This window comes from Lysinibacillus contaminans, assembly GCF_001278945.1.
GTDB lineage: Bacteria > Bacillota > Bacilli > Bacillales_A > Planococcaceae > Lysinibacillus > Lysinibacillus contaminans.
The window spans coordinates 839,447-862,359 of the sequence record NZ_LGRV01000003.1 but is presented as its reverse complement, the minus strand read 5'-3'; the positions used below and the strand labels follow the sequence as shown (position 1 = coordinate 862,359).

The 22,913-nt window shown below is 40.4% G+C and carries 23 protein-coding genes and 2 riboswitches; of the genes, 6 read left to right on the top strand and 17 right to left on the bottom strand.

The window, feature by feature from the left end; all coding sequences use genetic code 11:
• Positions 1-10 precede the first annotated feature (10 nt).
• From cobA to AEA09_RS06385, 13 genes are read right to left on the bottom strand one after another with little or no spacing between them, the layout of a single operon-like run.
• Positions 11-778 (bottom strand): uroporphyrinogen-III C-methyltransferase, encoded by a 768-nt coding sequence (gene cobA, locus AEA09_RS06445; protein ID WP_053583052.1) that lies wholly within the window; start codon positions 776-778, stop codon positions 11-13.
• Positions 775-1,413 carry a precorrin-2 dehydrogenase/sirohydrochlorin ferrochelatase family protein gene (locus AEA09_RS06440; RefSeq protein WP_053583051.1) on the bottom strand — a complete coding sequence of 213 codons (639 nt, stop codon included), beginning with the start codon at positions 1,411-1,413 and terminating at the stop codon, positions 775-777. The genes cobA and AEA09_RS06440 overlap by 4 nt, the downstream gene beginning before the upstream one ends.
• Positions 1,406-2,773 carry a cobyrinic acid a,c-diamide synthase CobB gene (locus AEA09_RS06435; protein ID WP_053583050.1) on the bottom strand — a complete coding sequence of 456 codons (1,368 nt, stop codon included), beginning with the start codon at positions 2,771-2,773 and terminating at the stop codon, positions 1,406-1,408. The genes AEA09_RS06440 and AEA09_RS06435 overlap by 8 nt, the downstream gene beginning before the upstream one ends.
• An 11-nt stretch (positions 2,774-2,784) precedes the next feature.
• Positions 2,785-3,906, bottom strand: a complete 1,122-nt coding sequence (locus tag AEA09_RS06430; protein WP_053583049.1) for a cobalt-precorrin 5A hydrolase — start codon at positions 3,904-3,906, stop codon at positions 2,785-2,787.
• Positions 3,899-4,684, bottom strand: coding sequence for a precorrin-4 C(11)-methyltransferase (gene cobM, locus AEA09_RS06425; protein WP_053583048.1), 786 nt, complete (start codon positions 4,682-4,684; stop codon positions 3,899-3,901). The genes AEA09_RS06430 and cobM overlap by 8 nt, the downstream gene beginning before the upstream one ends.
• Positions 4,684-5,391 (bottom strand): precorrin-2 C(20)-methyltransferase, encoded by a 708-nt coding sequence (gene cobI / locus AEA09_RS06420; RefSeq protein WP_053583047.1) that lies wholly within the window; start codon positions 5,389-5,391, stop codon positions 4,684-4,686. The genes cobM and cobI overlap by 1 nt, the downstream gene beginning before the upstream one ends.
• Positions 5,384-6,586, bottom strand: a complete 1,203-nt coding sequence (locus tag AEA09_RS06415) for a bifunctional cobalt-precorrin-7 (C(5))-methyltransferase/cobalt-precorrin-6B (C(15))-methyltransferase (protein ID WP_053583046.1) — start codon at positions 6,584-6,586, stop codon at positions 5,384-5,386. Before AEA09_RS06415 ends, cobI begins: the two co-directional genes overlap by 8 nt.
• On the bottom strand, positions 6,561-7,694 hold the full coding sequence (locus AEA09_RS06410; RefSeq protein WP_053583045.1) for a cobalt-precorrin-5B (C(1))-methyltransferase: 1,134 nt from the start codon (positions 7,692-7,694) through the stop codon (positions 6,561-6,563). The genes AEA09_RS06415 and AEA09_RS06410 overlap by 26 nt, the downstream gene beginning before the upstream one ends.
• A complete protein-coding gene (locus tag AEA09_RS06405; protein WP_053583044.1) occupies positions 7,694-8,353 on the bottom strand; it encodes a precorrin-8X methylmutase in 660 nt (219 codons plus the stop codon). Before AEA09_RS06405 ends, AEA09_RS06410 begins: the two co-directional genes overlap by 1 nt.
• Positions 8,343-9,125 carry a precorrin-6A reductase gene (gene cobK, locus AEA09_RS06400; protein ID WP_053583043.1) on the bottom strand — a complete coding sequence of 261 codons (783 nt, stop codon included), beginning with the start codon at positions 9,123-9,125 and terminating at the stop codon, positions 8,343-8,345. Before cobK ends, AEA09_RS06405 begins: the two co-directional genes overlap by 11 nt.
• Entirely contained in the window at positions 9,122-10,003 is an 882-nt protein-coding gene (locus AEA09_RS06395; RefSeq protein ID WP_053583042.1) for a sirohydrochlorin chelatase, read from the bottom strand. The genes cobK and AEA09_RS06395 overlap by 4 nt, the downstream gene beginning before the upstream one ends.
• A 14-nt stretch (positions 10,004-10,017) precedes the next feature.
• Positions 10,018-11,676 carry a precorrin-3B C(17)-methyltransferase gene (cobJ, locus tag AEA09_RS06390; RefSeq protein WP_053583041.1) on the bottom strand — a complete coding sequence of 553 codons (1,659 nt, stop codon included), beginning with the start codon at positions 11,674-11,676 and terminating at the stop codon, positions 10,018-10,020.
• Between the two features lie 7 nt (positions 11,677-11,683).
• Positions 11,684-12,055, bottom strand: coding sequence for a (2Fe-2S) ferredoxin domain-containing protein (locus AEA09_RS06385; protein ID WP_053583040.1), 372 nt, complete (start codon positions 12,053-12,055; stop codon positions 11,684-11,686).
• 138 nt (positions 12,056-12,193) lie between these two features.
• A riboswitch (cobalamin riboswitch) is annotated at positions 12,194-12,374 on the bottom strand.
• Positions 12,375-12,625: 251 nt separating this feature from the next.
• Positions 12,626-12,808: riboswitch (cobalamin riboswitch) on the top strand.
• 348 nt (positions 12,809-13,156) lie between these two features.
• Between AEA09_RS06385 and AEA09_RS06380 the strand changes: the two genes are divergently transcribed.
• From AEA09_RS06380 to AEA09_RS06365, 4 genes are read left to right on the top strand one after another with little or no spacing between them, the layout of a single operon-like run.
• Positions 13,157-13,906, top strand: coding sequence for an energy-coupling factor ABC transporter permease (locus AEA09_RS06380; protein ID WP_425411969.1), 750 nt, complete (start codon positions 13,157-13,159; stop codon positions 13,904-13,906).
• Between the two features lies 1 nt (position 13,907).
• The gene (locus AEA09_RS06375; protein ID WP_053583038.1) at positions 13,908-14,180 is read left to right on the top strand and encodes an energy-coupling factor ABC transporter substrate-binding protein; all 273 of its coding nucleotides are present in this window, start codon (positions 13,908-13,910) and stop codon (positions 14,178-14,180) included.
• Positions 14,181-14,185: 5 nt separating this feature from the next.
• Complete coding sequence (cbiQ, locus tag AEA09_RS06370) at positions 14,186-14,959, top strand: cobalt ECF transporter T component CbiQ (protein WP_053583037.1); 774 nt, start codon at positions 14,186-14,188, stop codon at positions 14,957-14,959.
• On the top strand, positions 14,956-15,792 hold the full coding sequence (locus tag AEA09_RS06365; RefSeq protein WP_053583036.1) for an energy-coupling factor ABC transporter ATP-binding protein: 837 nt from the start codon (positions 14,956-14,958) through the stop codon (positions 15,790-15,792). Before cbiQ ends, AEA09_RS06365 begins: the two co-directional genes overlap by 4 nt.
• Positions 15,793-15,830: 38 nt before the next feature.
• Here AEA09_RS06365 and AEA09_RS06360 read toward each other — a convergent pair whose 3' ends face one another.
• Entirely contained in the window at positions 15,831-16,274 is a 444-nt protein-coding gene (locus AEA09_RS06360) for a GNAT family N-acetyltransferase (protein WP_245622798.1), read from the bottom strand.
• A 286-nt stretch (positions 16,275-16,560) separates the two neighbouring features.
• Here AEA09_RS06360 and AEA09_RS06355 point away from each other — a divergent pair, with 286 nt between their 5' ends.
• On the top strand, positions 16,561-17,412 hold the full coding sequence (locus tag AEA09_RS06355) for a sugar nucleotide-binding protein (RefSeq protein ID WP_053583034.1): 852 nt from the start codon (positions 16,561-16,563) through the stop codon (positions 17,410-17,412).
• 9 nt (positions 17,413-17,421) lie between these two features.
• Here the strand turns inward: AEA09_RS06355 and AEA09_RS20595 are convergent, their stop codons facing one another.
• Both AEA09_RS20595 and AEA09_RS06350 read right to left on the bottom strand, forming a co-directional pair.
• On the bottom strand, positions 17,422-17,526 hold the full coding sequence (locus AEA09_RS20595; RefSeq protein WP_156312174.1) for a DUF3889 domain-containing protein: 105 nt from the start codon (positions 17,524-17,526) through the stop codon (positions 17,422-17,424).
• 1,359 nt (positions 17,527-18,885) lie between these two features.
• Positions 18,886-21,039: an ATP-dependent helicase gene (locus AEA09_RS06350; RefSeq protein ID WP_053583033.1), complete on the bottom strand. Its 2,154-nt coding sequence runs from the start codon at positions 21,037-21,039 to the stop codon at positions 18,886-18,888.
• Between the two features lie 530 nt (positions 21,040-21,569).
• On the opposite strand from AEA09_RS06350, the gene AEA09_RS06345 reads away from it, so the two are divergent.
• Positions 21,570-22,214, top strand: a complete 645-nt coding sequence (locus AEA09_RS06345) for a 2OG-Fe(II) oxygenase (RefSeq protein ID WP_053583032.1) — start codon at positions 21,570-21,572, stop codon at positions 22,212-22,214.
• A gap of 293 nt (positions 22,215-22,507) precedes the next feature.
• On the opposite strand, the gene AEA09_RS20435 is transcribed toward AEA09_RS06345, so the two are convergent.
• A complete protein-coding gene (locus tag AEA09_RS20435; protein WP_082332575.1) occupies positions 22,508-22,870 on the bottom strand; it encodes a GreA/GreB family elongation factor in 363 nt (120 codons plus the stop codon).
• Positions 22,871-22,913 lie beyond the last annotated feature (43 nt).

Genomic DNA, 22,913 nt, shown 5'->3' with positions numbered 1-22,913 from the left:
TCTCCCCTTATTATGTAGTTTCGAGTTGTTGCTCTTGGAACCACTGGATTTTCTCACGTACATGGACGACATCTCCAACGACAATCATCGAAGGGTTATGATAGCCTTCTCGTTCAATAATGCTTGCAATTTCATCCAGTTGTCCCGTAATCGTACGCTGTTTGTCTGTAGTGCCCCACTCAATGACTGCAACTGGTGTTGTTGCTTTACGTCCATGTTCAATCATTTTTTTCGCAATATATGAAATATTGCCGACGCTCATATAAAAGGCAACCGTATCTATACCTGTTGCAAGCGCAGGCCAATTTAAAAAGTCTTGTCCTTTATCTTCACGGCCATGTCCAGTGACAAGCGCAAAACTTGTAGCGTAATCCCTATGTGTAACAGGAATTCCTGCGTACGCTGGTGCTGCGATACCTGCTGTAATGCCCGGAACAATTTCATAGGGAATACCATGATTTTTTAATACCTCAGCTTCTTCTGCACCACGTCCAAAAACAAACGGATCTCCGCCTTTTAAACGCGTTACAACCTTACCTTCTTGCGCTTTTGCAACAAGAAGTTCATGTATTTCCTCTTGAATAAGGTGATGTTTCCCGGGCAATTTTCCGCAGTAAACGAGTTCGGCATCTTTTTTTGCATAGTCCAACAATTTAGGATTAACGAGGCGATCGTACGCGATGACATCTGCCTTTTGAATGCATTCTAGACCATATACAGTAATCAATTTCGGATCACCAGGGCCTGCTCCAACTAAATATACTATTCCGTCATTCATTGTGATTCTCCCGTCAATAATTGTTGTAAAAAAGCTTCTCGTTTCTCGATATCGCCACTGCGTGTCCATTCCAGTAAAGACGGTTCAAGTAAAGCTTTTAAAGCCGTACTACGCTTTTCACCTTTTTCAAACGTAGCGGTAACCATCAACCGTGCTTGCTGTAAAAAGCATACATAGTCTTCATAGACATCATCAAATTGCAGTGCTAAATCTTTTTTTATTTTTCGCGCTAAAGCCGGGCTCGCACCTGACGTTGAAACGGTTAAAACAAGTGGACCACGGCGAACCGTTGCTGGTGTTATAAAATCACTAGCCCCTTGAGCATCCGCACGATTCAATAACTGCCAGTGTTGTGCCGCTTCTTGCACCGCATCATTGACTGCGGGTTCATTTGTTGCCGCAATAATAAGCGAGGCATCATCTAAATCACGCGGCTCAAATGCTTTTTCACGCCACGTGATTTGTCCTGACTCAGCAAGTGGCACTAGTGTTTCATGCAATGTTGGACTGATAATCACAACATTTGCCTTTGCTAGTAGTAATGATGCCACTTTTTGCGTTGCAACATGCCCACCACCAACAATGACAACTGTTTTATATTCGATATTTAAATGTATTGGAAAATAATTAGTCACCGTTTTTCACCTTCTTACATGCTGTAATCCAATTGTCCACGAGTTGTGGATTCGATACGAAATGAAAATGCGTATAGCCCGCTACTAAATTGTTCACGTTATAGCCTTCCTGCTTTTGACCGAAACGACCTTTCGTTTCATAAGCTGGTGTTTCATGCTCACCGCTATATTTCGAATAATGGAATTCATGCCCTTTCGCCTCTTCATTCGCTCCAATTAAAAAGTTACCCTCTGTGCCGGAAATTTCGCGATACCCGAGTGCCGCAAGTTTTGTTTGCATCGCTACCTCACCTGGAATAACTCCAAGCATTTCATAACGTTCATCAGAACTATTCGTAATGGCTTCTGTGCAATACATAAACCCTCCACATTCGGCTAAAGTCGGCAAGCCCTTATTAATCACCTCGCGAATTGATTGCTTTGTTAGATCATTTTGCGCAAGTGTTTCAGCAAATTCTTCTGGGAAACCACCACCGATATATAGCCCGTCTGCCTCAGCTGGCACAGGTTCATTCGCTAATGGGGAGAAAAATTGCAACGTCGCACCTTTTGCACGTAGCAACGCTAAATTTTCCTCATAATAAAAGTTAAATGCTGCATCTTTTGCTACCGCGATGCATACATCTTGTTGTGGTTCTTGGTCAAATAAGTGACCTGTTTCTTCAAGCACTGGTGCTTTTGTCAAGGCAAGAAGTAAATCCAAATCAATCGTTTCTGCTATTAAAGCGCCAAGCTTATCAAAAAAGGTATCTAGCTCTCCACGTTCAATTGCAGGAATTAACCCCAAATGGCGGCTCGGAATATCAATGTCTGCCTCACGCTTTAAATAACCAATGACCGGAATGCCACATTCTTGCTCAATGGCTGCTTTTGCAATTTCATAATGTCCTTCACTACCAACTTGATTGGCAATGACGCCAACAATATTCGGCTTGTCAGAAAGTAGTTGGAAGCCCTTCACAACAGCAGCAACACTTCTTGCCATACTCGCGCAGTTCACAATCAAAATCACAGGACTTTCCGTAACCACACTGATTTCAGCAGCCGAACCGGCATCCGATAACGGGCTTTTGCCATCATAAAACCCCATGACACCCTCAATGATCGAGACTTCTGCATCCTTGCTTGCACGTGCTACAATGTCACGTACTGCTTCATGTGAAAACATCCAGCTATCAATATTACGGGATACACGGCCTGTCACAGCTGTATGATAGGTTGGGTCAATATAATCAGGACCACATTTAAAGCCTTGCACGATTTTCCCTTTATCCTGTAATGCCTTCATGAGACCAATTGTAAATGTCGTTTTACCAACACCACTTCCAGTCCCGGCAAGTACAAAGCGATTTGTTTCCATGCAATTCCTCCTTAAAATGGGCGTCTTGCAACAGAAATCGTCGCATTGCCTGATTTTTTCTTTGGTAATACTAATGTCTCAACTTTTGCGTAACGCATCGCGGCTGGTTCACTCACACCGTATGCCCCTGTAAATTTGAATACCGTTTCAGATGGTGATGGGAATTTAATTTCGTTCAATTCATCTGGTGTATACGTGATGAATTCCCAATCGTATTTTTGTGTTATATCAATAAAGCACTGCTCGTCTTTTTTCAAGTCAATCGTACAAAGTGCTTTGACACTTTTTTTCGATAGCTTTAGTTCAGCCAATGTTTCATCAATGACTTGCTCGATCTCTTCGATTGATGTGCTTCGATTACAGCCCATACCAAGAACAACTGACTTTGGTCGATAAATAACACCATTCTCAAGTAATACTTCTTCTTCTGGCTCAATGATGCGGTCCGTAATAAGTAACGTCGCATGAGGCTTTGCTTCGATTGCCGCTTGCGTTGAGGGATACACTTTTATTTGTTCTGGCATCGGCGTATCACGCATCCACCAATCACGCTCACCTGTTTCCTGTACAATCGCAACATGCTCCTCATTCACAACAGAAGCACTAACAGGCGTTAACTTATCCTCACTATCCCACACCCAACCAAAACGCGAACCGAATAAATCGACCGGAATCGTTTTTTGCACATCAGAAGCTGTTGTAATAATAGGGTTTGCACCCATTGCCGCCGCCACTTCATACGTTAATTCATTGGCACCGCCTAAATGACCAGAAAGTACACTAATGACATTCTCCCCTCGATCATCAATAACAACAACACCCGGGTCTGTCTTCTTATCCTTTAAAATCGGTGCAATCATACGAACGACTGCACCGAGTGAAATAATTAAAATTAACCCTTTATATTGCTTAAACAAAGTTGGTAGAAGCAGGCGCACTGTGCCAGTAAACATTTGAATATGTTTTTGCTCCTCGTCACCGTGCTCGAATTTCCCCATATAGTAAAGGTCGCCTTGCGAAAATGACTGTTGTAATTTTCGTCCCAGCTGTACACCATGCTTCGTAATCGCGACAATTGCATAAGGATGTCGCTGATTAACCTCTGGTAATACGCCTTCTTGTAACTCAATCACTTGTCTTCACACCTTTACGGAAGCCGTGTGTAAAGCTTGCGTCGTATAATTTCGAACGGTACTCATCCTTGTCATGAATGTCCGGATCTAATGCCCAGCCTGCTAAAATCATAGCATGTTTACGAATGCCGTTAACGCGCATTGCCTCATCCAATTCGACTAAAGTCGTACGCACAATTTTTTGATCCGGCCAAGTCGCTCTTTGAATAACAGCTACTGGCGTATTATCTGCCCAGCCTGCATCTTGTAATTCCTTAACAATTTTCTTCGTTAACGTCGCACTTAAAAATAGCGCAATTGTACAATGATGACTCGCTAAACTACGAAGTTTTTCAAATTCAGGCACTGGCGTACGTCCTTCAGCACGTGTTAAAATCAGTGTTTGTGTTAAGTCAGGAATCGTTAACTCCGCACCAATAGCCGCTGCAGACGCAAATACAGAACTTACACCTGGAATGACTTCATAACCAATGTCCTGTTTCTTTAATAGAGCTACTTGTTCCATAATCGCGCCGTACATCGCAGGGTCGCCTGTATGCATACGCGCAACAACTTTACCTGCATTTACACGGTCCGCCATCACACCGACCATTTCTTCTAAATGCATACCAGCTGTACGAATGACTTCCGCACCTGGTTTTGCCTTCGCGATTAAATCCTCATTCACTAAAGAATCTGTGTACATCACTACATCAGCTGTTTGTAAAATATGTAAACCCTTAACTGTTATTAAATCTGGATCCCCAGGGCCAGCACCAACTATAAAAATCTTCTTCACTATTTACGCACCACCATTAACGTTAAATATTCTAAATCGACGCCATCTAGCTCGCGCACATCCCAAATGATTTCCTCATCGGATGTCACTTTTGTCACAACAGAGGCTTTATCGAGTAAATCTAAATCACGCAGTACTTCAAGCATTAAATCGATGACTTTCGCCACTTTTATGAAAACAACGGCATCATGACTTTCAATCGCTTGACGCATCGCATCATAATCATCGTGTGCAGGAATAATCGCTACATGGTCATCTCCATCTGCAAGTGCGATACCTAGACGCGAAGCCGAACCATTGAATGAAGAAATACCAGGCACTGTACGAATTTCCACGTCCGGGTGCATTTCCTGCATCAATTTCATCATATGGATAAACGTACTATATAATAGTGGGTCACCTTCTGTAACGAATGCCACGTCTTTACCTTCTTGCAATTTTCCGTATACAAGCTCAACGGATTTCGTCCATTCACGCTCTAGCACAGCCGCATCCTTCGTCATTGGGAACACAAGGCCTAGCATGTCCTTCTCTTCCGGTTTAATATAGACTTCAACAATACGATGTGCATAGCTTTTACTACCTTTTAACTTTTTCGGATATGCAATTACCGGAGATTCTTGAATGATACGGAATGCCTTTACTGTAATTAACTCTGGATCGCCAGGGCCAACGCCTAAACCATATAAAATACCTAAGTTACTCATGATTTTCTTCCTTTCGATGTGCCGAAATAATGTAAATTGGATTGAGTGGTACAAATCTTGTCATATCTAAAATCGGTTTACTACGAGAAAGTTGCGCCTGTAAAATATCGACTGCAAAACCGCATGCCTTAAATGCTTCCACCGCTTTATATAAATTTTCAATAGTTGCCGCATTTAAAACGATGCGTCCATTTGGCTTCAAACGAGTGCAGCAAAGCTTTAGTAGCTCCACCATTTCGCCACCCGTACCGCCGATAAAAATGGCATCTGGATCTGGGAAGTTTTCCAGTCCTGCAGGCGCTTTACTGTGAATCGCTGTAATATCGACACGGAATTTTTGCTGATTTTGCAGACAGTTCTCTAGGTCTGGTGCATTTTTTTCCACCGCAAACACTTGACCTTCTGGTGCTAGCTTCCCTGCTTCAATCGCCATTGAGCCTGTACAAGTTCCAACGTCCCACACAATGCTATCCCTTTGTAATTGCATGGCATGTAGGCTGAGCACACGAATTTCCTTCTTCGTAATTAATCCTTTATCCGGCTTACGCTGGGAAAATTCTTCGTCGTCAATGCCGAGTGCATAACGTTTTGGTGCTTCCATTTGCTTGAGAATCACGACATTTAGTGGTGAAAATTCAGCTTCTTCTAATTCATCTAGTGAATACCAGCCACATTTTTCGTTGTCACCTTGTAAATTTTCAGCAACAAATGCTCGGTATTCTGTCATACCAAAATGTTTTAAATAGCGAGCGAGTGCATTTGGGCTATTGTCTGCGTCTGTTAACAGTGCGATCTTTTTCTTACCATCTATTCGCTGAGCCAAACCTTTCATAGATCGCCCGTGAATACTTGTCACATATGCGTCCTGCCAGCTTTCACCCATTCGCGAAAACGCTAATTGCATGGAGCTCATATACGGATATAACTCAATATCTAGCTTCTTTGCTAATAAGCCGCCGATCCCATAAAACAATGGATCACCTGACGCTAAAATAACGATATTTCGAGTTTCTGTTGACAGTTTCTCTACAAGAGTAGATAGACCACCTTTAATCACTATTTTTTCGCCTGTATAAGCTGGGAAAAATCCGAGTACACGTTCTCCGCCGACAAGTACTTCACTGTCTTCAATCCACTGTATGTACTGTGGCAGTAAGCTTTCCTGTCCGTTATCCCCGATCCCAATCAATTTCATCGATGGATGCAATATTCTCAGCCCTTCCTAATAGTTGTCCCTTCATCGAGTAAATCGATGTGGCGAGTGTCATGTCGCCCTTAATATGATGCAACGATGAAAAACAACAAGCCTCACACAAGCGGTGAAAGAAAGCATCAAAGCCCTTTTCTGCCATAATTTCACCAACTTGTGATGCCGTATTTGCATTCCGTACTTCTTCCTGTGTTTCATCATCTGCGCCAACATCACTAGCTAACTGCGCTAAAAAATTAAAGTCAATGCCAGCACTTTTTGAATGCACCATCATGACACCTTGTGCGACTTTTGAAAATTTCCCCATCATGCCAACGAGTGACACTTGCTTGATGCCTTGTCGTTTACAATGCTTCAACGTAAAGCCGACAAAATCACCCATTTCAATAAATGCCTCTTCTTGTAACTCTGGATACTGTGCCATCCCATATTTCTCACTGCGCCCACCTGTCGTTACAACAAGATGTTCGCAGCCTGCTGCTTTTGCTACACTGATAGCTTGCACAATACTTGCCATATAGGCGGAACTCGAAAAAGGCACGACGGTTCCCCTTGTGCCTAATATCGAAATACCACCGATAATGCCGAGCCGTCCATTCAATGTTTTCTTCGCCATTTCCTCACCCAGTGGTACTGAAATAACGACATTTACCCCACGTTCAATTTGAAATGTTTCGAGTACTTCTTGGACAGCACCTAGAATCATTTTGCGTGGTACTGGATTAATCGCTGCTTCTCCGACTGGAACAGGCAAGCCAGGCTTTGTGACACGCCCGACGCCAATACCTCCATCTAGATGAATACCCGATTTATCTGCCCAGCTTACCGTGCCAATAATTAGCGCTTTATGCGTAGCATCTGGATCATCACCAGCATCTTTAATCGTTTCACAGCTCACTTCGTTGCCGTCAAATGTACATTTTTCAATCGTAAAAGTTGCATCACGCCCAACAGGCAAATGAATCGTACTCGTTTCTTGCTCTTCATTCGTAATGAGGGCAATAAGGGCTGCCTTTGTGACAGCCGTAGCACAGGCTCCCGTTGTGTAACCGTGACGCATATCTTTGGGATCCTTTTTTGCCTTCCGTTCCATTATTTTTTCGCCTGTTCGTCCGCTAATAGTGAAATGGCATTCAGGGCTGCAACCGTTACTGTACTTCCACCTTTACGGCCAACATTTGTGATGTACGGAATTCCTTCAATTTTTAATAATTCTTCTTTTGACTCAGCAGCTGATACGAAACCAACCGGCATCCCAATAATTAAATCAGGCTTCGCAATACCTTCTTTAATCAGACGAATTAACTCAAGTAGAGCAGTTGGCGCATTACCAATCGCATAAATACCGCCTTCATGTAAGCTCACTGCTTTTTGCATAGAAATAATTGCACGCGTTGTATTTTGCTTTTTTGCTTCAATCGAAACATCTTCGTCTGCGATATAGCAATGTAAATCCCCACCATGTTTTTGGAAACGTTTTTTCCCAGAACCACTTTCGATCATTTGCACATCCGCAATGACATGACGACCCGCTAAGATTGACTTAACGCCTGCTTCAAGCGCTCCTGGTGTGATAATTACACTACGTCCTAATTCGAAGTCAGCAGATGCGTGAATAACACGACGTACCACTTTCCACTCATCCTCTGTGAAGTTATGCTCGCCCATTTCCTCGGCAATAATTGCGAAACTATAATCATAAATCTTGTCTGGGTCTACCGTTAAAGGTTTGAAATCTGTTTTAAAGTCCATTAGTGTTGCCTCCTAAAGTGTCTGTGACAGCTTGTACTACCTCTTCAAAAGTAGAATATTGCTGTCCATATTTAATATTTGGTCGTGCAATTAAAATTGTTTCTATATCACAAGCAAGTGCCGCTTCAAGCTTCTCGTCGACAGAACCGACCTTACCACTTTCTTTTGTAATCATTAAAGTGACGCCGTATTGGCGGAATAATGCTTCATTTAATTCTTTCGAAAACGGGCCCTGAATGGCTACGATATCCTTTTGTGCAACGCCAAGTGCCTCACATTTCTCCATATTATCGAGTCGAGGGAGCATGCGTGCGATCAGGCGTGTGTTTTCTAAACCGTGCAATACCTTTGTGAAGGTCGCAAGTGTTTTACTACCCGTTGTCAACATAATGACACCACGTTTTTCAGCAGCTAACTGTGCCGCTTCCTCGTAATCTTTGACGACTGTAATGAGTGGATGTGCGTACTGCTCATGGGCACGCTCATAACGAATATATGGAACATTTGCTATTTCAGCCGCAGCCATTGCATTTTTCGAAGCTTCCTCTGCAAATGGATGCGAGGCATCGACAACGAGTTGGTAGCCTCGATCTGTTAAAATTAACGCCATTTCCTCCGCCGTTAAACGACCAACTAAATGCTTAAGTCCCACTTCTTTTAGGCTCGCCGCTGCAGATTCTGTGACAACAGTTGCTGTCACATCATAATCCACTTCCTGCAATTCAAGTGCTAAGCTTCTTGCATCACTTGTACCCGCTAACATGAAAATCATTTCACTGGCTCCTCATGATGGTGGTGGTCGTGACTGTGGTCATGGTCGTGATGATGATGATGGTGTGCATGACCATGGACTTCTGCATAAGCTCGGTAATTTTCTAAATCTTGCATACCCGTCGATGTACCGTTAACTGCTTGTTCAACACGCTCAAGTAGGACATTTTGCAGACGCTCATGAAAGCCAAAATAATCGGCAATCTGAATATCGCACGCTGGATATTTTTCGCTAAATTGCTGACGCATCTCTTGCATGCGCTCCATTAAGATACCTGTAAATAAAAAGTACGGCAGCATAATGATTTTCTTTGCACCTAGCTTCACACAACGTTCAATGCCTTCTTCCACTCGTGGGTCCGCAACGCCCATAAATGCACTTTCAACATACTTCACAGGTAACTTCTCCCAAAGCAAACGCGTAATTTTATAGAAATCGCCATTTGCATATGGATCACTGCCGCCACGTGCAATAAGTAAAATCGCTGTGTCTTCATGTTTTGCTTCCGCATCAAAGCCTGTCTCAGCTAAACGATCTTGTAAAATCGCAAAAATCTCTTCATGAATGCCAATTGTTTGCCCATACGTAAACTGAACGTTTGGATAATGCTCACGTGCATGTTCGATTTCTGCTGGGATATGTAACTTTGAATGCCCTGCATGTAGTAAAATAATCGGAATAACATGTACTTCTGTTGCGCCCTTTTTCACACAATTCGTTATGCCCTGTTCAATATTTGGGGAAGCAAACTCTAAAAAGCATGTTTCCACTAAAAAACTTTCATCGACTCTTGGCGTCATTTGTTCAATAAATGTACGTACCTCATCATTTCCTGCTGCTAAACGGCTACCATGGCCGACAAATAAAATTGCTTTCATCTCTTTACCCCTCACTAATCGCCACATGGAGCTGGCTCTACTTCAATTTTTGAAGACATATCTTGATAATTAAAATGCAAGATTTTTTTCACACGCTTAAAATATTTGAACAAACGCTCATTTGGATGCGCATTTGCTTTGTATTCATCAATAATATCTGTAATCAATGGGATCAGTTGTTCAGGCTCTAAACCTTCTACCACAGGCTGTGCTGCATGGGCAGTACGACCAACTGGCTTTGCCCCAATAAAAACATCGAATTTACTTTTCCTATAAACAATTCCAATATCATCAAACACTGCACGGTAACACGCCATACCACAGCCGTTAAAACCGATATGTAATGTTTTTGGTAACGATAACCCGCCTAGTTTTTCTTGAATTTCCTCGGCGTAAGGAATTGAATCGACCTTTTCGCCGTAACAAAAATCACAAGCTTTTAGTGAAAGGACATCTCCAATTGGTGCAAGTAAGAAGTCCACACTTCTCAGTTTCGCTGTAATTTCACCAGGCTCTGTCGTCGGGATTTTCAAATGAATTTGGTGGTCTGGTGTATACTCCATCGTGCCTTCTTCTCCAACAACCTCAGCTAACATCATCATTTGTGCGGGCGTGAAAAACTTATTTGCCACACCTGGACTGACAGCAAGCTCAAAAATCGACTCTATTTTCTGCTGAACTAGTTTCGGAGTTACTTTAACTGCACTTGTCCCCTTCACCATTGCTAGAGCATCACTCGCTATTTCAAGGGATGTTTTTTTTTTCACAGGTTGGGCTGTTATAGGCATCACTCGCCCAGCATTTGGATCTGCTGCAAAATCAGTGCGCGCTGCTCCCGTTTCTTGATTCATTGCCCATGGTTCGGCTTCTTCTTTTAATCGTTGGTGTGGACGTAGTGGTTGTTTCTCTTCGCCAAGTGTATATTTACGCTGGTAGCCCCTTGGTGTAATCATTTTATTATCATAGAAAAATGTCGAAGAGTTCCCGATAATAACCGTCGTTAACATACCGATATCATGATTTAGCATTTCCGATAAAGTTGTCATCGTTACTTCCTGACGATCTCGGTATGCACTTTTCACAAGTCCAACCGGTGTATCTGGCGAACGATATTCTAGTAAAATACGCTGTGCTTCAACAATTTGACGCGTACGTCGCCCACTTTTCGGGTTATAAAGGGCGATCACAAAATCCGCCATAGCCGCTGCTTCCACACGTTTTTCAATTAAATTCCACGGTGTTAAATGGTCACTCAAGCTAATCGTGCATGAATCATGCATAATCGGTGCGCCTAGTAAACTTGCACATGAGTTAATAGCTGAGATGCCAGGTACGATCTCCACTTCGACACCTGTTGCTTCTGTCCATCCAAGCTCAATTAGCACTTCATAAACTAGTCCTGCCATACCGTACACACCAGAATCACCACTGGAAATTACCGATACGATATTCCCTGCTTCTGCCTGACGAACCGCATCTTGTGCACGTGACACTTCTTCAGTCATCCCAGTGCTGACAATTGATTTTGCACTGACTAGATCTTGGATAAGATCAACATACGTTTTATAGCCGATAATAAAATCACTTTGTTGAAGTGCTTCTACGGCACGCGTTGTAATATGTTTAAAATCGCCAGGGCCAAAGCCTACAACAAAAATTTTCCCTTTTTTCAACGTCTCATTACCCCTCTTTCACTTTCTTAATCCCTTTAATAGCAGTCGTTTGTGCCGTTCGCTGTAACGTACCTTCCCGCAGTGTAAACACATGTTCACTTTGCAAAGATTCATGGTGTAAATCTTGCACTAGTGCCTTTGCATGCTCAGTTGTTGGTACACGATACCAATTGCCCTGCGGATACGCAATCACTACACAAGCATCCTTACATCTGCCATTACAACGTGTTCTTGTCGTATGTATTTCTTGATCAAGCGCAAGTGTTTGTATTTCATCACGAATCACCTGCGTAATATCCTCCCCATCTTTTTTCATGCAACTACTCCCGTTACATATAAAAAGATGTGTTTTCATGCCTTCTAAATTCCAAGTTGTCAAAGTAATTCTCCCCTCATTACTTCTAGAAAAAAGAAAAAACCTTCACTCAAGACGAAGAGTAAAGGTTTTGTTGAAGCCAAATGAATACGGATGTATACAAAAAACCGCATTCGCTTCAACTTCTCCCTCCGAAAAGTTTGCATGCCATCAACTAAGCAGGTTTCCTGACTTAAGCTTCCATTTACTTTCGCGCCTTCCCAAGTTTACACCAGTGGCATTTGCGATTTCATCAGCTATTACAGTAGCGGGGGCTGTACCGGATTCTCACCGATTTCCCTATTATCTCGATTGATTTCGAGCACTTATAGATGTATTTATATTAAATTTTTAGATTGTTAAAATAAAATAGAAAACTCTCTTTATCATAGCCTATTATTTTCAAATTTCAACAATTCTTTTTTTAAATATTGCAATTCCTATAATTTTTCGACAAATATTCCCTGCAATACTACCTAACTTCTCTTTGATTTGTCAGAATTTTATACTTCTCAACTTACTGAAAATATATATTTTTCTAAAAAGGGGTGGCTTATTTTCTGAAAATTATGTTACAATCCGTTGTGAAAACTCACAACAATATCATTTTTTGGTGCAAGATGCATGCATTTTGCTTAAAAGGGAAGCCGGTTCAAGTCCGGCGCGGTCCCGCCACTGTAATAGGGAGTTTTATAGAAATGTCACTGTCCAACGGATGGGAAGACCTATAAAATGATGAACTAGAGCCAGGAGACCTGCCAAAAAAAGTGTGATCGTTTCAACCTACGCGGATAGGTGTGCGGCTTAGCAAATCGTTTTCATATTTGCTTTTTTCAGCTATGCACTTTTCCAAAAAGGAGAAGTGCTTTTTTTATTGCGCACGCTAAAAAAGGTTCATCATCAAAGGTAGATGATGACATTTGGGTAAAGAGCATAAATATTAGAATGCTTGTTGATTGGAGTGGAGGATGGGCGACTCCTGGGGGATTAGCGTCCTAGATGAGACCCTGGAGCGAGGCTTGCCGAGTGAAGCGGCTCATCGGACGCCCCCCGGAAAGCGCCCATCCAGAACGGAAATCAACCCCAAGTTATGGTGATGGATCTAAAAAAACAAAAGGAGGAAGAATGTTGAAATTTTCATTTTGGAAGCTTAGTTATTTTTTAGTGGCCCTATTAATGGTGCCAAATCGTGCGTTTGCGATGCACATTATGGAAGGCTTTTTGCCGATTGAATGGGCTATTTTTTGGTGGGCCGTATCGATTCCATTTATTATTTTAGGATTACGTTCAATTCGTAAAACCATTGATGAAAATCCTGAAACAAAAATGATATTAGGTCTTTCAGGTGCCTTTGCATTCGTCTTATCGGCGCTAAAAATCCCTTCTGTTACAGGAAGTTGCTCACATCCTACAGGTGTTGGCCTTGGTACCGTTTTATTTGGACCATTAGCGATGAGCGTCATCGGAACAATCGTATTATTATTCCAATCTTTACTTTTAGCACATGGCGGGCTAACAACATTAGGAGCAAATGTCTTCTCAATGGCAGTTGTCGGACCGTTTATTGTGTACTTTATTTTTAAAGGGGCACAAAAGGTTGGCTTATCATTCTCACTTGCCGTATTTTTTGCAGCAATGCTTGGGGATTTAGGTACATATATTGTGACATCTGTTCAACTTGCACTTGCCTTCCCATCTGAAGTGGGCGGCTTTATGGCTTCATTCACTAAGTTCTCTGGGATATTTGCATTAACACAAGTTCCACTGGCAATTAGTGAAGGAATTTTAACGGTGATTGTCATGAACTTCTTGAAAAAATACAACGTCAGCGAATTAAAAGCATTACGTGTATTTACGACAAAGGAGGCACAATAACATGAAAAAAAATTTACTATTACTAGGGATTGTTGTCCTACTCGCAATCATTCCCCTATTTGTACAAAAGGGCGCTGAATTTGGTGGTGCTGATGGAGAAGCAGAGGAAGCAATTGGTGAAATTAACGCAGAGTATGAGCCGTGGTTTGAAAGCATTTGGGAGCCACCAAGTGGTGAAATTGAAAGCTTATTATTCGTACTACAAGCTGCTATTGGTGCTGGTTTTATCGGTTATTTTATCGGTTTCATGCGTGGCAAACATAAAGAAGGTTAAAAGAGATGTTACTAATTGACAAATATGCTTACATGAATAAACTAGCGTCTGTTCATCCACTAGAAAAAATGATGTTTTCACTTGGATTACTTCTTTTGTCGCTTATTATTCGAGATGAACATATTTCACTCATTACATTTATTGTAATGAGTGCTTTTATCATTTTAGGTGCAAAAATTCCCTTTACGTATTATGCAAAACTACTACTACTACCTGGATTTTTCCTGCTCTCTAGTCTCGTATCAATCTTGATTTCCGTTGCACCTTCGTCTAGCGTTTTGCCAACCCATATATGGGCTTACCAACTGAATGCTTGGACGATCTTTATCGGTACATCAAGCGTGGCAACGGCGCAGGAATTATTTTTTATCGTGCTAGGAAGTATTAGCTGCCTTTACTTTTTAATATTAACGACATCCGTGCAATCCATTTGCTATGTGCTACGAATGTGGCGTCTCCCGGTCTTATTTGTAGAACTAGTAGAATTAACGTATCGCTTTATTTTCATCTTTTTAGAAAGCATGCAAAAAATTCACCTTGCCCAGCAAGCACGACTTGGCTACCATTCGCCAATGCAGTGGCTTCGGTCCGTTTCAATGATGATTGCGGCATTATTTGCTGAAATGTTCCAGCGTAGTCGGGAACTAAATAACGCAATGCAAGCACGTGGAGGTGCAACTGTTTACTGGCAGGATACAGCTATTTATAGTACGAAAAACTGGCTCGGTATCGCTGGCATTGCCACATTATATATCATTTATGGAGGTTTTTTCTTATGACAGAACTTTACTTTGACCTCAAGAATTTATCGTATGCCTATGCAGACGGTACACATGCACTAACAGACATTACATTACAAATACCAAAGGGTAAAAAAATTGCTATACTCGGCCACAATGGCGCTGGAAAATCGACGTTATTTCAGCATCTAAACGGTATTTTGCAACCGACAACTGGTAGTATTTCGTTTTGCGGTGACGCATTACGCTATAACAGAAAATCGTTAAAATCGTTGCGCCAACAAGTTGGGATCGTATTCCAAGATGCCGACAATCAACTCTTTTCAGGTACGGTCAAACAGGATATCGCCTTTGGTCCACTAAATCTCGGCTGGCCCACTGAGAAAATCGAAAAAAATATCGCTTGGGCGGTTGCTCAAACAGAGGTTGAAACTTTACTTGAAAAGCCCATTCACTTTTTAAGTGTTGGTCAGAAAAAACGCGTCGCTATGGCTGGTGTTCTAGCAATGGAGCCGTCTGTGTTACTGCTAGATGAACCAACCGCAGGACTCGATAATTACTATGCTGCACAAGTATTACAATACTTAGCCAAATTGGAGAATGATGAACGTACAATACTTCTTGCTACCCATGACATTCAACTTGCCTATGAATGGGCTGACAGTATCCTTGTGATGGAAGCCGGTCAAATCATCTATAACGGGGATCCGGTCGCACTTTTCCATCATAAAGATGTGTTAGAAAGAGCCCATCTCGAACGACCTTGGGTATTTGAAATGGCCCTCGCTCTGCAAAATAAAAAGCTATTTGACAAAAACATTCCGCTCCCTCGCTCTAAAAATGATTTACAGCAACTGATTGAACAACTTTAAAAAGCATCTCTACCATGAAAAGGTGGAGATGCTTTTTCTTAATCAAAATATTTTACATAATTACAGTATTCATCTTGCTTCATACCTAACTTCTCATAGAGCCCACGAGCATTTGCATTATCCGGGGCTGTTTGAAGCGTTACATAGCGCGCATGCTGCTGTTGACTATACTGGAATACTTTCTCTGTTAATGCCTTCCCAGCCCCTAATCCCCTTGCATCCTCTGTAACATACAGATCATTTAATATAAATGCACGTTGCAAAGCTACGGATGAAAAGGTCGGATAAAGCTGTGTGAAGCCAATCGCTTTACCATCTTGAACAGCTAAAAAAATAATAGATTCATTTAACGTCAGACGTAATTGTAAAAAGGCCTTTGCGCTTCCTACATCCGATTCATGACCGTAAAACTGACGATAATCATTAAAAAGTGCAGTTACATCCTCTAATTCATTCATCGTCGCACGAATAATTTCCATCATAATCCCCCTACTCTATCAAAAATTTTCTCAAGCTTTTCAGTGAATTATACGTCTTGAAATTACCAATATCAAGAAGGTAATCTTTTATTTCCATATTTTATGTACGTCTCTAAAGTAATTGCCTAGAGAAGAATTATTCGGTTGCATATAGTAGATAAAGAAGACAGACTTTGATTTTCAAGTAAAAAAGATGATTCACCCTAAATAATACTTATTAAATATTCAACAAGACTATAAAAGAAAATATTATTTTTCGGTATTAATAACTTTGGAAAGGAGGAAAACCTTGAAATTTCTAATTCTTGGCGCAACAGGAATGGCCGGACATACAATCACCTACTATTTACGAGAGAAAGGTCATAACGTCACTACCTATTCAAGAACGCACTTCCCTTTTGGAAAAAGTAGTACTGGAGATATTACTGATCCTTCTTTCATGCGGTGGATTTTATTAAATGATTATGATGTGATTGTCAATTGCATCGGTGTTTTAAACGAAGCCTGCGATGCAAACCCCGAAACAGCCATCTATTTGAACAGTTACTTACCACATGCCATTGTCGATGCCCTAAAAAATACAAAGACGAGGCTTATTCATCTAAGTACAGATCGTGTTTTCTCCGGAAAAGCAGCACCCTATAACGAAAATAGCGTTCATGATGGGGATACTTTTTATGACTTCACAAAGAGTTTAGGTGAAATTAATAGTAACCTGCACCTAACATTCAGAAATTCGTTCATTGGGCCTGACATGAAAGAAAACGGCATTGGCTTATTTAATTGGTTTATGAAACAAAGTGGCACGATTAATGGATATGCAGGAGCAATTTGGACCGGTGTAACAACGTTAACATTAGCAAAGGCAATAGAAAAGGCTGCAGCAGAAGACATCACTGGACTCTACCACCTCGTTAATTCAACAAGCATAAGTAAATTTGATTTACTCCAATTACTCAATAAACATTTTAAAGACAACAAAATGACTATAATACCTTCCCATTCAGTGAATGTAGATAAAACTTTAATTAATAACCGGCAAGATTTTTCATTTATCGTACCTAGCTATGAAGAAATGATTGTCGACATGAAAGATTGGATAGGGTCACATAAAAACCTATATCCGCATTATTTTAAGTAACGAGGTCGTTCACCTCGTCGATTCTCTGAATATAATGTCCATTATTTGTTCTGTTTTATGATCAAACTTAATGTCAACAAATACACTGAACTTTTTTTCTCTTAACCAAAGAATGGTTGAAGCATATTTTCTATACTACAACCACCCTTTTTAAATTTTTTGCGAGTTATAGGTCAGATGCTTGCCTTCATCTACGCCGAAACCATGCGAAAATTCACTGGGCAATGACAAGTGAATATCTTGCCCTACAAGGCTCAGTTACATCGAAATAACCTTCATCAATCAATACGGCTCAACTAATTCCATGTAACTGCGCAAACTATCAAATTGAATTTCGAATCAATTTGAAGGCTCCTAACCAAAACATGTACTTACTCTCTTTAAGCAATCAAGAAACATTTAACTGCATTCTTCTACTAAAATCCATGGTTTAGCTTCGTTCATAAATAAGTGTCATCCACATTGACAAAAACAACCAATAAACACCTGGAAAAGTACAAAAACAACTCAAAATAGAACCAATTCTGCTTCTCAGATTATGCTTCAAAATAAACACAACAGGAAAATAGACTTATATTTTTTCTGGTGAAACAGGTCATAAAAGTTCTGAATTCCCCTTAAAAAATACATTTTTGATTACTTTTTGCTCCCGAACGAATGATTTGAACGCATCTGGTTCTTCTTATGTTGTACCGAGACATGATTGATTCGTCATCTACTTTCTAAAAAAATGTCGCCAAGACTTCCTTATATTTTGAGTAAAAAGCAAGGAACACAACTCTGTATTTAAATGAAAGAACCGTTAAGAATACCGCTGAATATTTTTTGGGAATTCTTTGAAATGCTTATATAACAAGCTTAAAAGAATTCCTATACGAAGAGTTGCCTCAGTAGTCTTTCAAGAATTAGCGCAGCAAACGTTCTTTGTTGATTTTTCTGCAAGCTATATTTTTCTATCAAAATTGATCGAGTCCCTTTTCGTTTTAGCACAAGGGAATTTTAATAGCGCCTTAAAAACCTCGCATTTATTCAATTTGTCGAATTCGATATACAACATATTTTTATATAAGTGCCACTTTAGGTCTTTAGTGCCTGTTTGTCACATATTTATTAATAAGTTGTATATCGATTCTGACAAATGGGCTTTTTTACGTTTAAAAATTGGTTGTGCAGTATTCGCCTCTGAAAAACGAATGCGACCTCACGTTTTAGTGCGCTCAAAATTCATGTGAATGGTTTGCAAAACAGATTTTACTGGGAACCTTACATCAACGAATAAATTAAGTACCTTTGAATTTTTATATTGACAATGAATCTAATAGTTAGGCTGCAATATTAGTATCGGCAAGTGATTATCTCTTTTTATTGGATGCGAAAGTTGAGCTATAAGAATATGCTTACGCGCTTCTTCATTTTCCATTCCATTCACTCCTTCATTAAACGGACTTAGTCATTTAAATTATCACCCGTTCCCTAGAGCCTCTCTAAGTAACCCTGTTGCAAGCATGTCTCTATTACAAATTTTTTTATATCCTTAGTAAATGACAGTTCAATCAACCCACGCGATACGGATAAAATCTTCCCTTCTCCAAACGCAATATGGCGGACCTTCAACCCTTCAATTAATTCAGACTCAGATGTAATTGTATTTTCATTGAGATATTGCTTTGGTTCTTTTTTCTTCTTAGTCTTTGGTTGATTTGTAGTTTTATTATGAGGTGAGACAATTCGATTCAGTTCCCTCCAAAAAATGGACGGCTTCACCGGTACTTCAAAACGGTTCAAATACGAAATACATTCCAAATGACGTATCGCTCGCGTAATGCCGACATAAAAAAGGCGCGCATCTTCTTCAACTTCTTCCTCCGATTCACTCGGTAAAACCCCGTCAATTAAATCAATTATATACACACGCTCAAATTCCAATCCTTTTGCACTATGTAAAGTCGTTAATGTAATCGCACTGGCTTCATTTTGAAAATGCGAAGTACGTGCTAGAGTCTCGAGCTGCTGCAAACGGCTGGCAAATTCGGTCATCGTTCGTGTATGCCTCGCAATGAGGCCAAGTATATTGAATACGTCTAGTAAATTATCAGAATTCAAACCAAGATATTCACTCATGTTTTTCAATTCACGTTCATAGCCAAAATCAGCGCGAATGTGCTCTAACATGACGGTCGGAAGTGTTTTGTCAAATTGAATACTGTCATATGTTTTTCGGATGTGCTTAATATACTCCAGTTGATAGTTCTTTAACTCTACATGATTTAACAACCGCGTAAAGACACAGCCATCCCCTTGCACCTTCTTCAGTGCCTTCAATTGAGCATGCGTCACATAAGCATTCATTTTACGATAAACTTTTTCAAAGACCGCGATATTTTTCGTGTTATAGGCAAGTCGCATGAAGTTTAAAACATCCTCCACGACCCAGTGAGTAAAGAAGCGCATGGACGAATCCTTCATATAAAATGGAATGCCCGCACGATCCAGCGCATCCATCAGTGGGATTGCGGACGTATTATTACGATATAAAATGGCCGTACTACTAAGGTCAGGTAATTTTTTCAGCTGGTCGACTACATATTTCGCTTGGTCTCGGTAATTTTCTAGGGCTTGAAACGAGATTGGTTCAGCCGCTGCATTTTCAGTAAACATTTCCTTATTATAACGCTTTTGATTACGTTTTATAAATTGATTGGCTGGTTTCACAATAGTAGATGCCGAGCGATAATTTTGTGTCATTAACAAAATATGTGCTTCCGGATAAACCTCTCGGAAATCTAACAAGTAATCCGGCTCCGCACCGCGCCAGCTATAAATTGCCTGATCCTCGTCCGCAACAACACATAAGTTTTGATGTACCGCTACAAGCTTGGCAATAATGGCATGTTGCACCGGCGACGTATCTTGACTTTCATCCGTTAAATAAAAATCATAGCGGCGTTGGTATTGTGCTAGCACATCTCGATTTTGTGTAAATATAGCATTCGCCATTAGCAGCATATCGTCAAAATCGATTAATAAACAGTCAGCTCCCGTGCTCTTATATTCTTCATATTGCTTAAATATCCCTACCTTTTTCGGCACCTTTACTTCCGCAATATCCCACTCATTTTCCGGCAACATTTTATTTTTAATAAACGATATATAGGTTAACAGCTCGTCCAACTGATCTTCTGTAATTTTCGTCCCATTTAATTTTTCAAAAATCTCTCGTAGCACACTTTTTTTCGATACAACGCCTGGCTTGTCCGATTCCTCAATGATGCGATAAGGCGTCCCTTGACGATCAAGCGTCTGACGTACTACTTGAAACGCCAAACTATGGATTGTAGAAAAATCAATTGGCGGTAAATGCGGAAAAAATTTTGCAAAGCGCGCCTTCATATCACCTGCTGACGCCTTACTAAACGTCACCGCTTTAATGCGAGAAGGCTGCACACCAAGCACTTCAATCATATAGCCAATGCGCATAATAATCGTTGTCGTTTTCCCTGATCCTGGTGATGCCAATAATAATAGCGGACCGTTCGTTTCTAGGACCGCCTGCTTCTGCACATCATTCAGGCGCACCCCAAGCGTCTGTTCCTTTTCTTCAAAAAATGCCTTTTGCGCTTGCATCATAAATTTCGTCCCCGTTCCTAACAATTCTCTACTGATTATAACAAATGAAAGAAAAAGAGAGGAACGAATACGACCTCACGATTTAGAGCGCTCAAAATTCATGCGAATGTTTTATCAGAACAGATTTTGATGTAGATCCTCTTTATGATCATACCTTGCACGGCAATTACTTTTCTCCCTCTTTAGCTAACAGGATACAATTTTGGTTTTTTAATTTTAATGACAAATTGACTTGCTAATACACAGAAAACACCTGGTAAAGGAAAGCGCACAGTTGGAACGGAATTCAACAAGCATTTTTCTGAAAAAAAAAGGATTCTTTTCTTCAACTTATATATTAGATAAGCTTCAATGTTAGTGCTGGCACTTGAATGGAATAAAGCTGTCTAAAAAAGGTACCTGGTTCTGATACAATTCTGTATTGCGTTAGTACCAGGTATCTTTTTAAAAATTTTCACAAATTTGCGATATATAAAAATAATATGATAAAATAAAAGAGAATAAATTCCAAAAAAAGGATAAGGTGATGTATGAAATTGATAACGGAGAATAAAGAGCAAACTATATTCAGTCACGTTGGAAATAAAATAATAACAGATAGAGAGATTGACATAATCACTAGATTAGAAGAACCTTTGATCGTGATTTTAGGAAATGTTTTAAGTAACGAAGAATGCGATGAATTAATCAGTTTGTCGAAGGACAAAATGCAACGTTCAAAAATTGGGGCTACACGCGAAGTAAATGAACTGAGAACAAGTAGTAGTATGTTTTTTGAAGAAAGTGAAAATGAATTGGTTGCTAGAGTTGAAAAAAGAATCTCATCTATTATGAATATCCCCATTGAACACGGAGAAGGCATTCAAATCCTTCAGTATACTCCTGGTCAAGAATATAAGGCTCATTATGATTTCTTTTCATCAACAAGTAAAATAGCAAACAATAATAGAATTAGTACGCTCGTTATGTACTTAAATGATGTAGAACAAGGTGGAGAAACTTTTTTCTCTAAACTGAATCTTTCAGTATCGCCCCAAAAGGGTATGGCAGTTTATTTCGAGTATTTTTATACCGACGAAAACTTAAACGAGTTAACTTTACACGGTGGAGCTCCCGTTATAACTGGTGAAAAGTGGGTTGCAACGCAATGGATGAGAAAACAAAGAGTAAGGTGAGAAGATTTCACTAAAAAAATTACCTAGTACTAACCCCTATTCTACAAATCCACCGGAAGCTTTGGGCCAACAGGATGTTGGTCACTCAGGCGTTGCCGCAGGACGCGGGGTTCTTAGCCAAAGTTCCACTATTCAGCAGGGGTTTGAACACCCACTGAATTAGAAATTTCGTTCGCATTTATCTCGCTACGTTTAGTAATGGGAGACTTTTGCAGAATCAAAAAAACAGGATATTTATACAACAATCGATTAATCGAAATGGCTTGTTGTATAAATATCTTGTTCAAATGACTTTACCCATGATAACTAACTTTAACAGTCTCCATTAATTCATTCAGTCCAATGAACATCAAATTCCAACCATGTTCAGATCCATCGAGGTACTCTCCAAGTGCTTTTTCAATACCAGCTGTTTTACCTAATATGAAAAATCGTTTGCGCATCATCTCGGGGATCAGCCAAGCGTTAAGAACACGTTCAGGTGCTACATTAAATTGTATTGTCACCTTATCCCCAACCCTATGTTCCATTGCAATCGGGAATTCTTTGAAAATTATTCCTTCTATCGGTTTGACTTCTGCACGTCCAATTATTGTATACGCCTCCTCTTCCCCATTTGGGATTTCGATGAACGATACGATTTTTCCGAGAACGATTGTATTTACACGCCACTATTTCCCTCGATAATCTCTACGTTCA

Bases quoted from the DNA above. Each gene is read 5' to 3' on its own strand.
- cobA (WP_053583052.1), bottom strand. From the start codon at position 778: ATGAATGACGGAATAGTATATTTAGTTGGAGCAGGCCCTGGTGATCCG.
- AEA09_RS06435 (WP_053583050.1), bottom strand. From the start codon at position 2,773: ATGGAAACAAATCGCTTTGTACTTGCCGGGACTGGAAGTGGTGTTGGT.
- cobI (WP_053583047.1), bottom strand. From the start codon at position 5,391: ATGAGTAACTTAGGTATTTTATATGGTTTAGGCGTTGGCCCTGGCGAT.
- AEA09_RS06415 (WP_053583046.1), bottom strand. From the start codon at position 6,586: ATGAAATTGATTGGGATCGGGGATAACGGACAGGAAAGCTTACTGCCA.
- AEA09_RS06410 (WP_053583045.1), bottom strand. From the start codon at position 7,694: ATGGAACGGAAGGCAAAAAAGGATCCCAAAGATATGCGTCACGGTTAC.
- AEA09_RS06405 (WP_053583044.1), bottom strand. From the start codon at position 8,353: ATGGACTTTAAAACAGATTTCAAACCTTTAACGGTAGACCCAGACAAG.
- cobK (WP_053583043.1), bottom strand. From the start codon at position 9,125: ATGATTTTCATGTTAGCGGGTACAAGTGATGCAAGAAGCTTAGCACTT.
- AEA09_RS06395 (WP_053583042.1), bottom strand. From the start codon at position 10,003: ATGAAAGCAATTTTATTTGTCGGCCATGGTAGCCGTTTAGCAGCAGGA.
- AEA09_RS06380 (WP_425411969.1), top strand. From the start codon at position 13,157: ATGTTGAAATTTTCATTTTGGAAGCTTAGTTATTTTTTAGTGGCCCTA.
- AEA09_RS06375 (WP_053583038.1), top strand. From the start codon at position 13,908: ATGAAAAAAAATTTACTATTACTAGGGATTGTTGTCCTACTCGCAATC.
- cbiQ (WP_053583037.1), top strand. From the start codon at position 14,186: ATGTTACTAATTGACAAATATGCTTACATGAATAAACTAGCGTCTGTT.
- AEA09_RS06365 (WP_053583036.1), top strand. From the start codon at position 14,956: ATGACAGAACTTTACTTTGACCTCAAGAATTTATCGTATGCCTATGCA.
- AEA09_RS06360 (WP_245622798.1), bottom strand. From the start codon at position 16,274: ATGATGGAAATTATTCGTGCGACGATGAATGAATTAGAGGATGTAACT.
- AEA09_RS06350 (WP_053583033.1), bottom strand. From the start codon at position 21,039: ATGATGCAAGCGCAAAAGGCATTTTTTGAAGAAAAGGAACAGACGCTT.
- AEA09_RS06345 (WP_053583032.1), top strand. From the start codon at position 21,570: ATGAAATTGATAACGGAGAATAAAGAGCAAACTATATTCAGTCACGTT.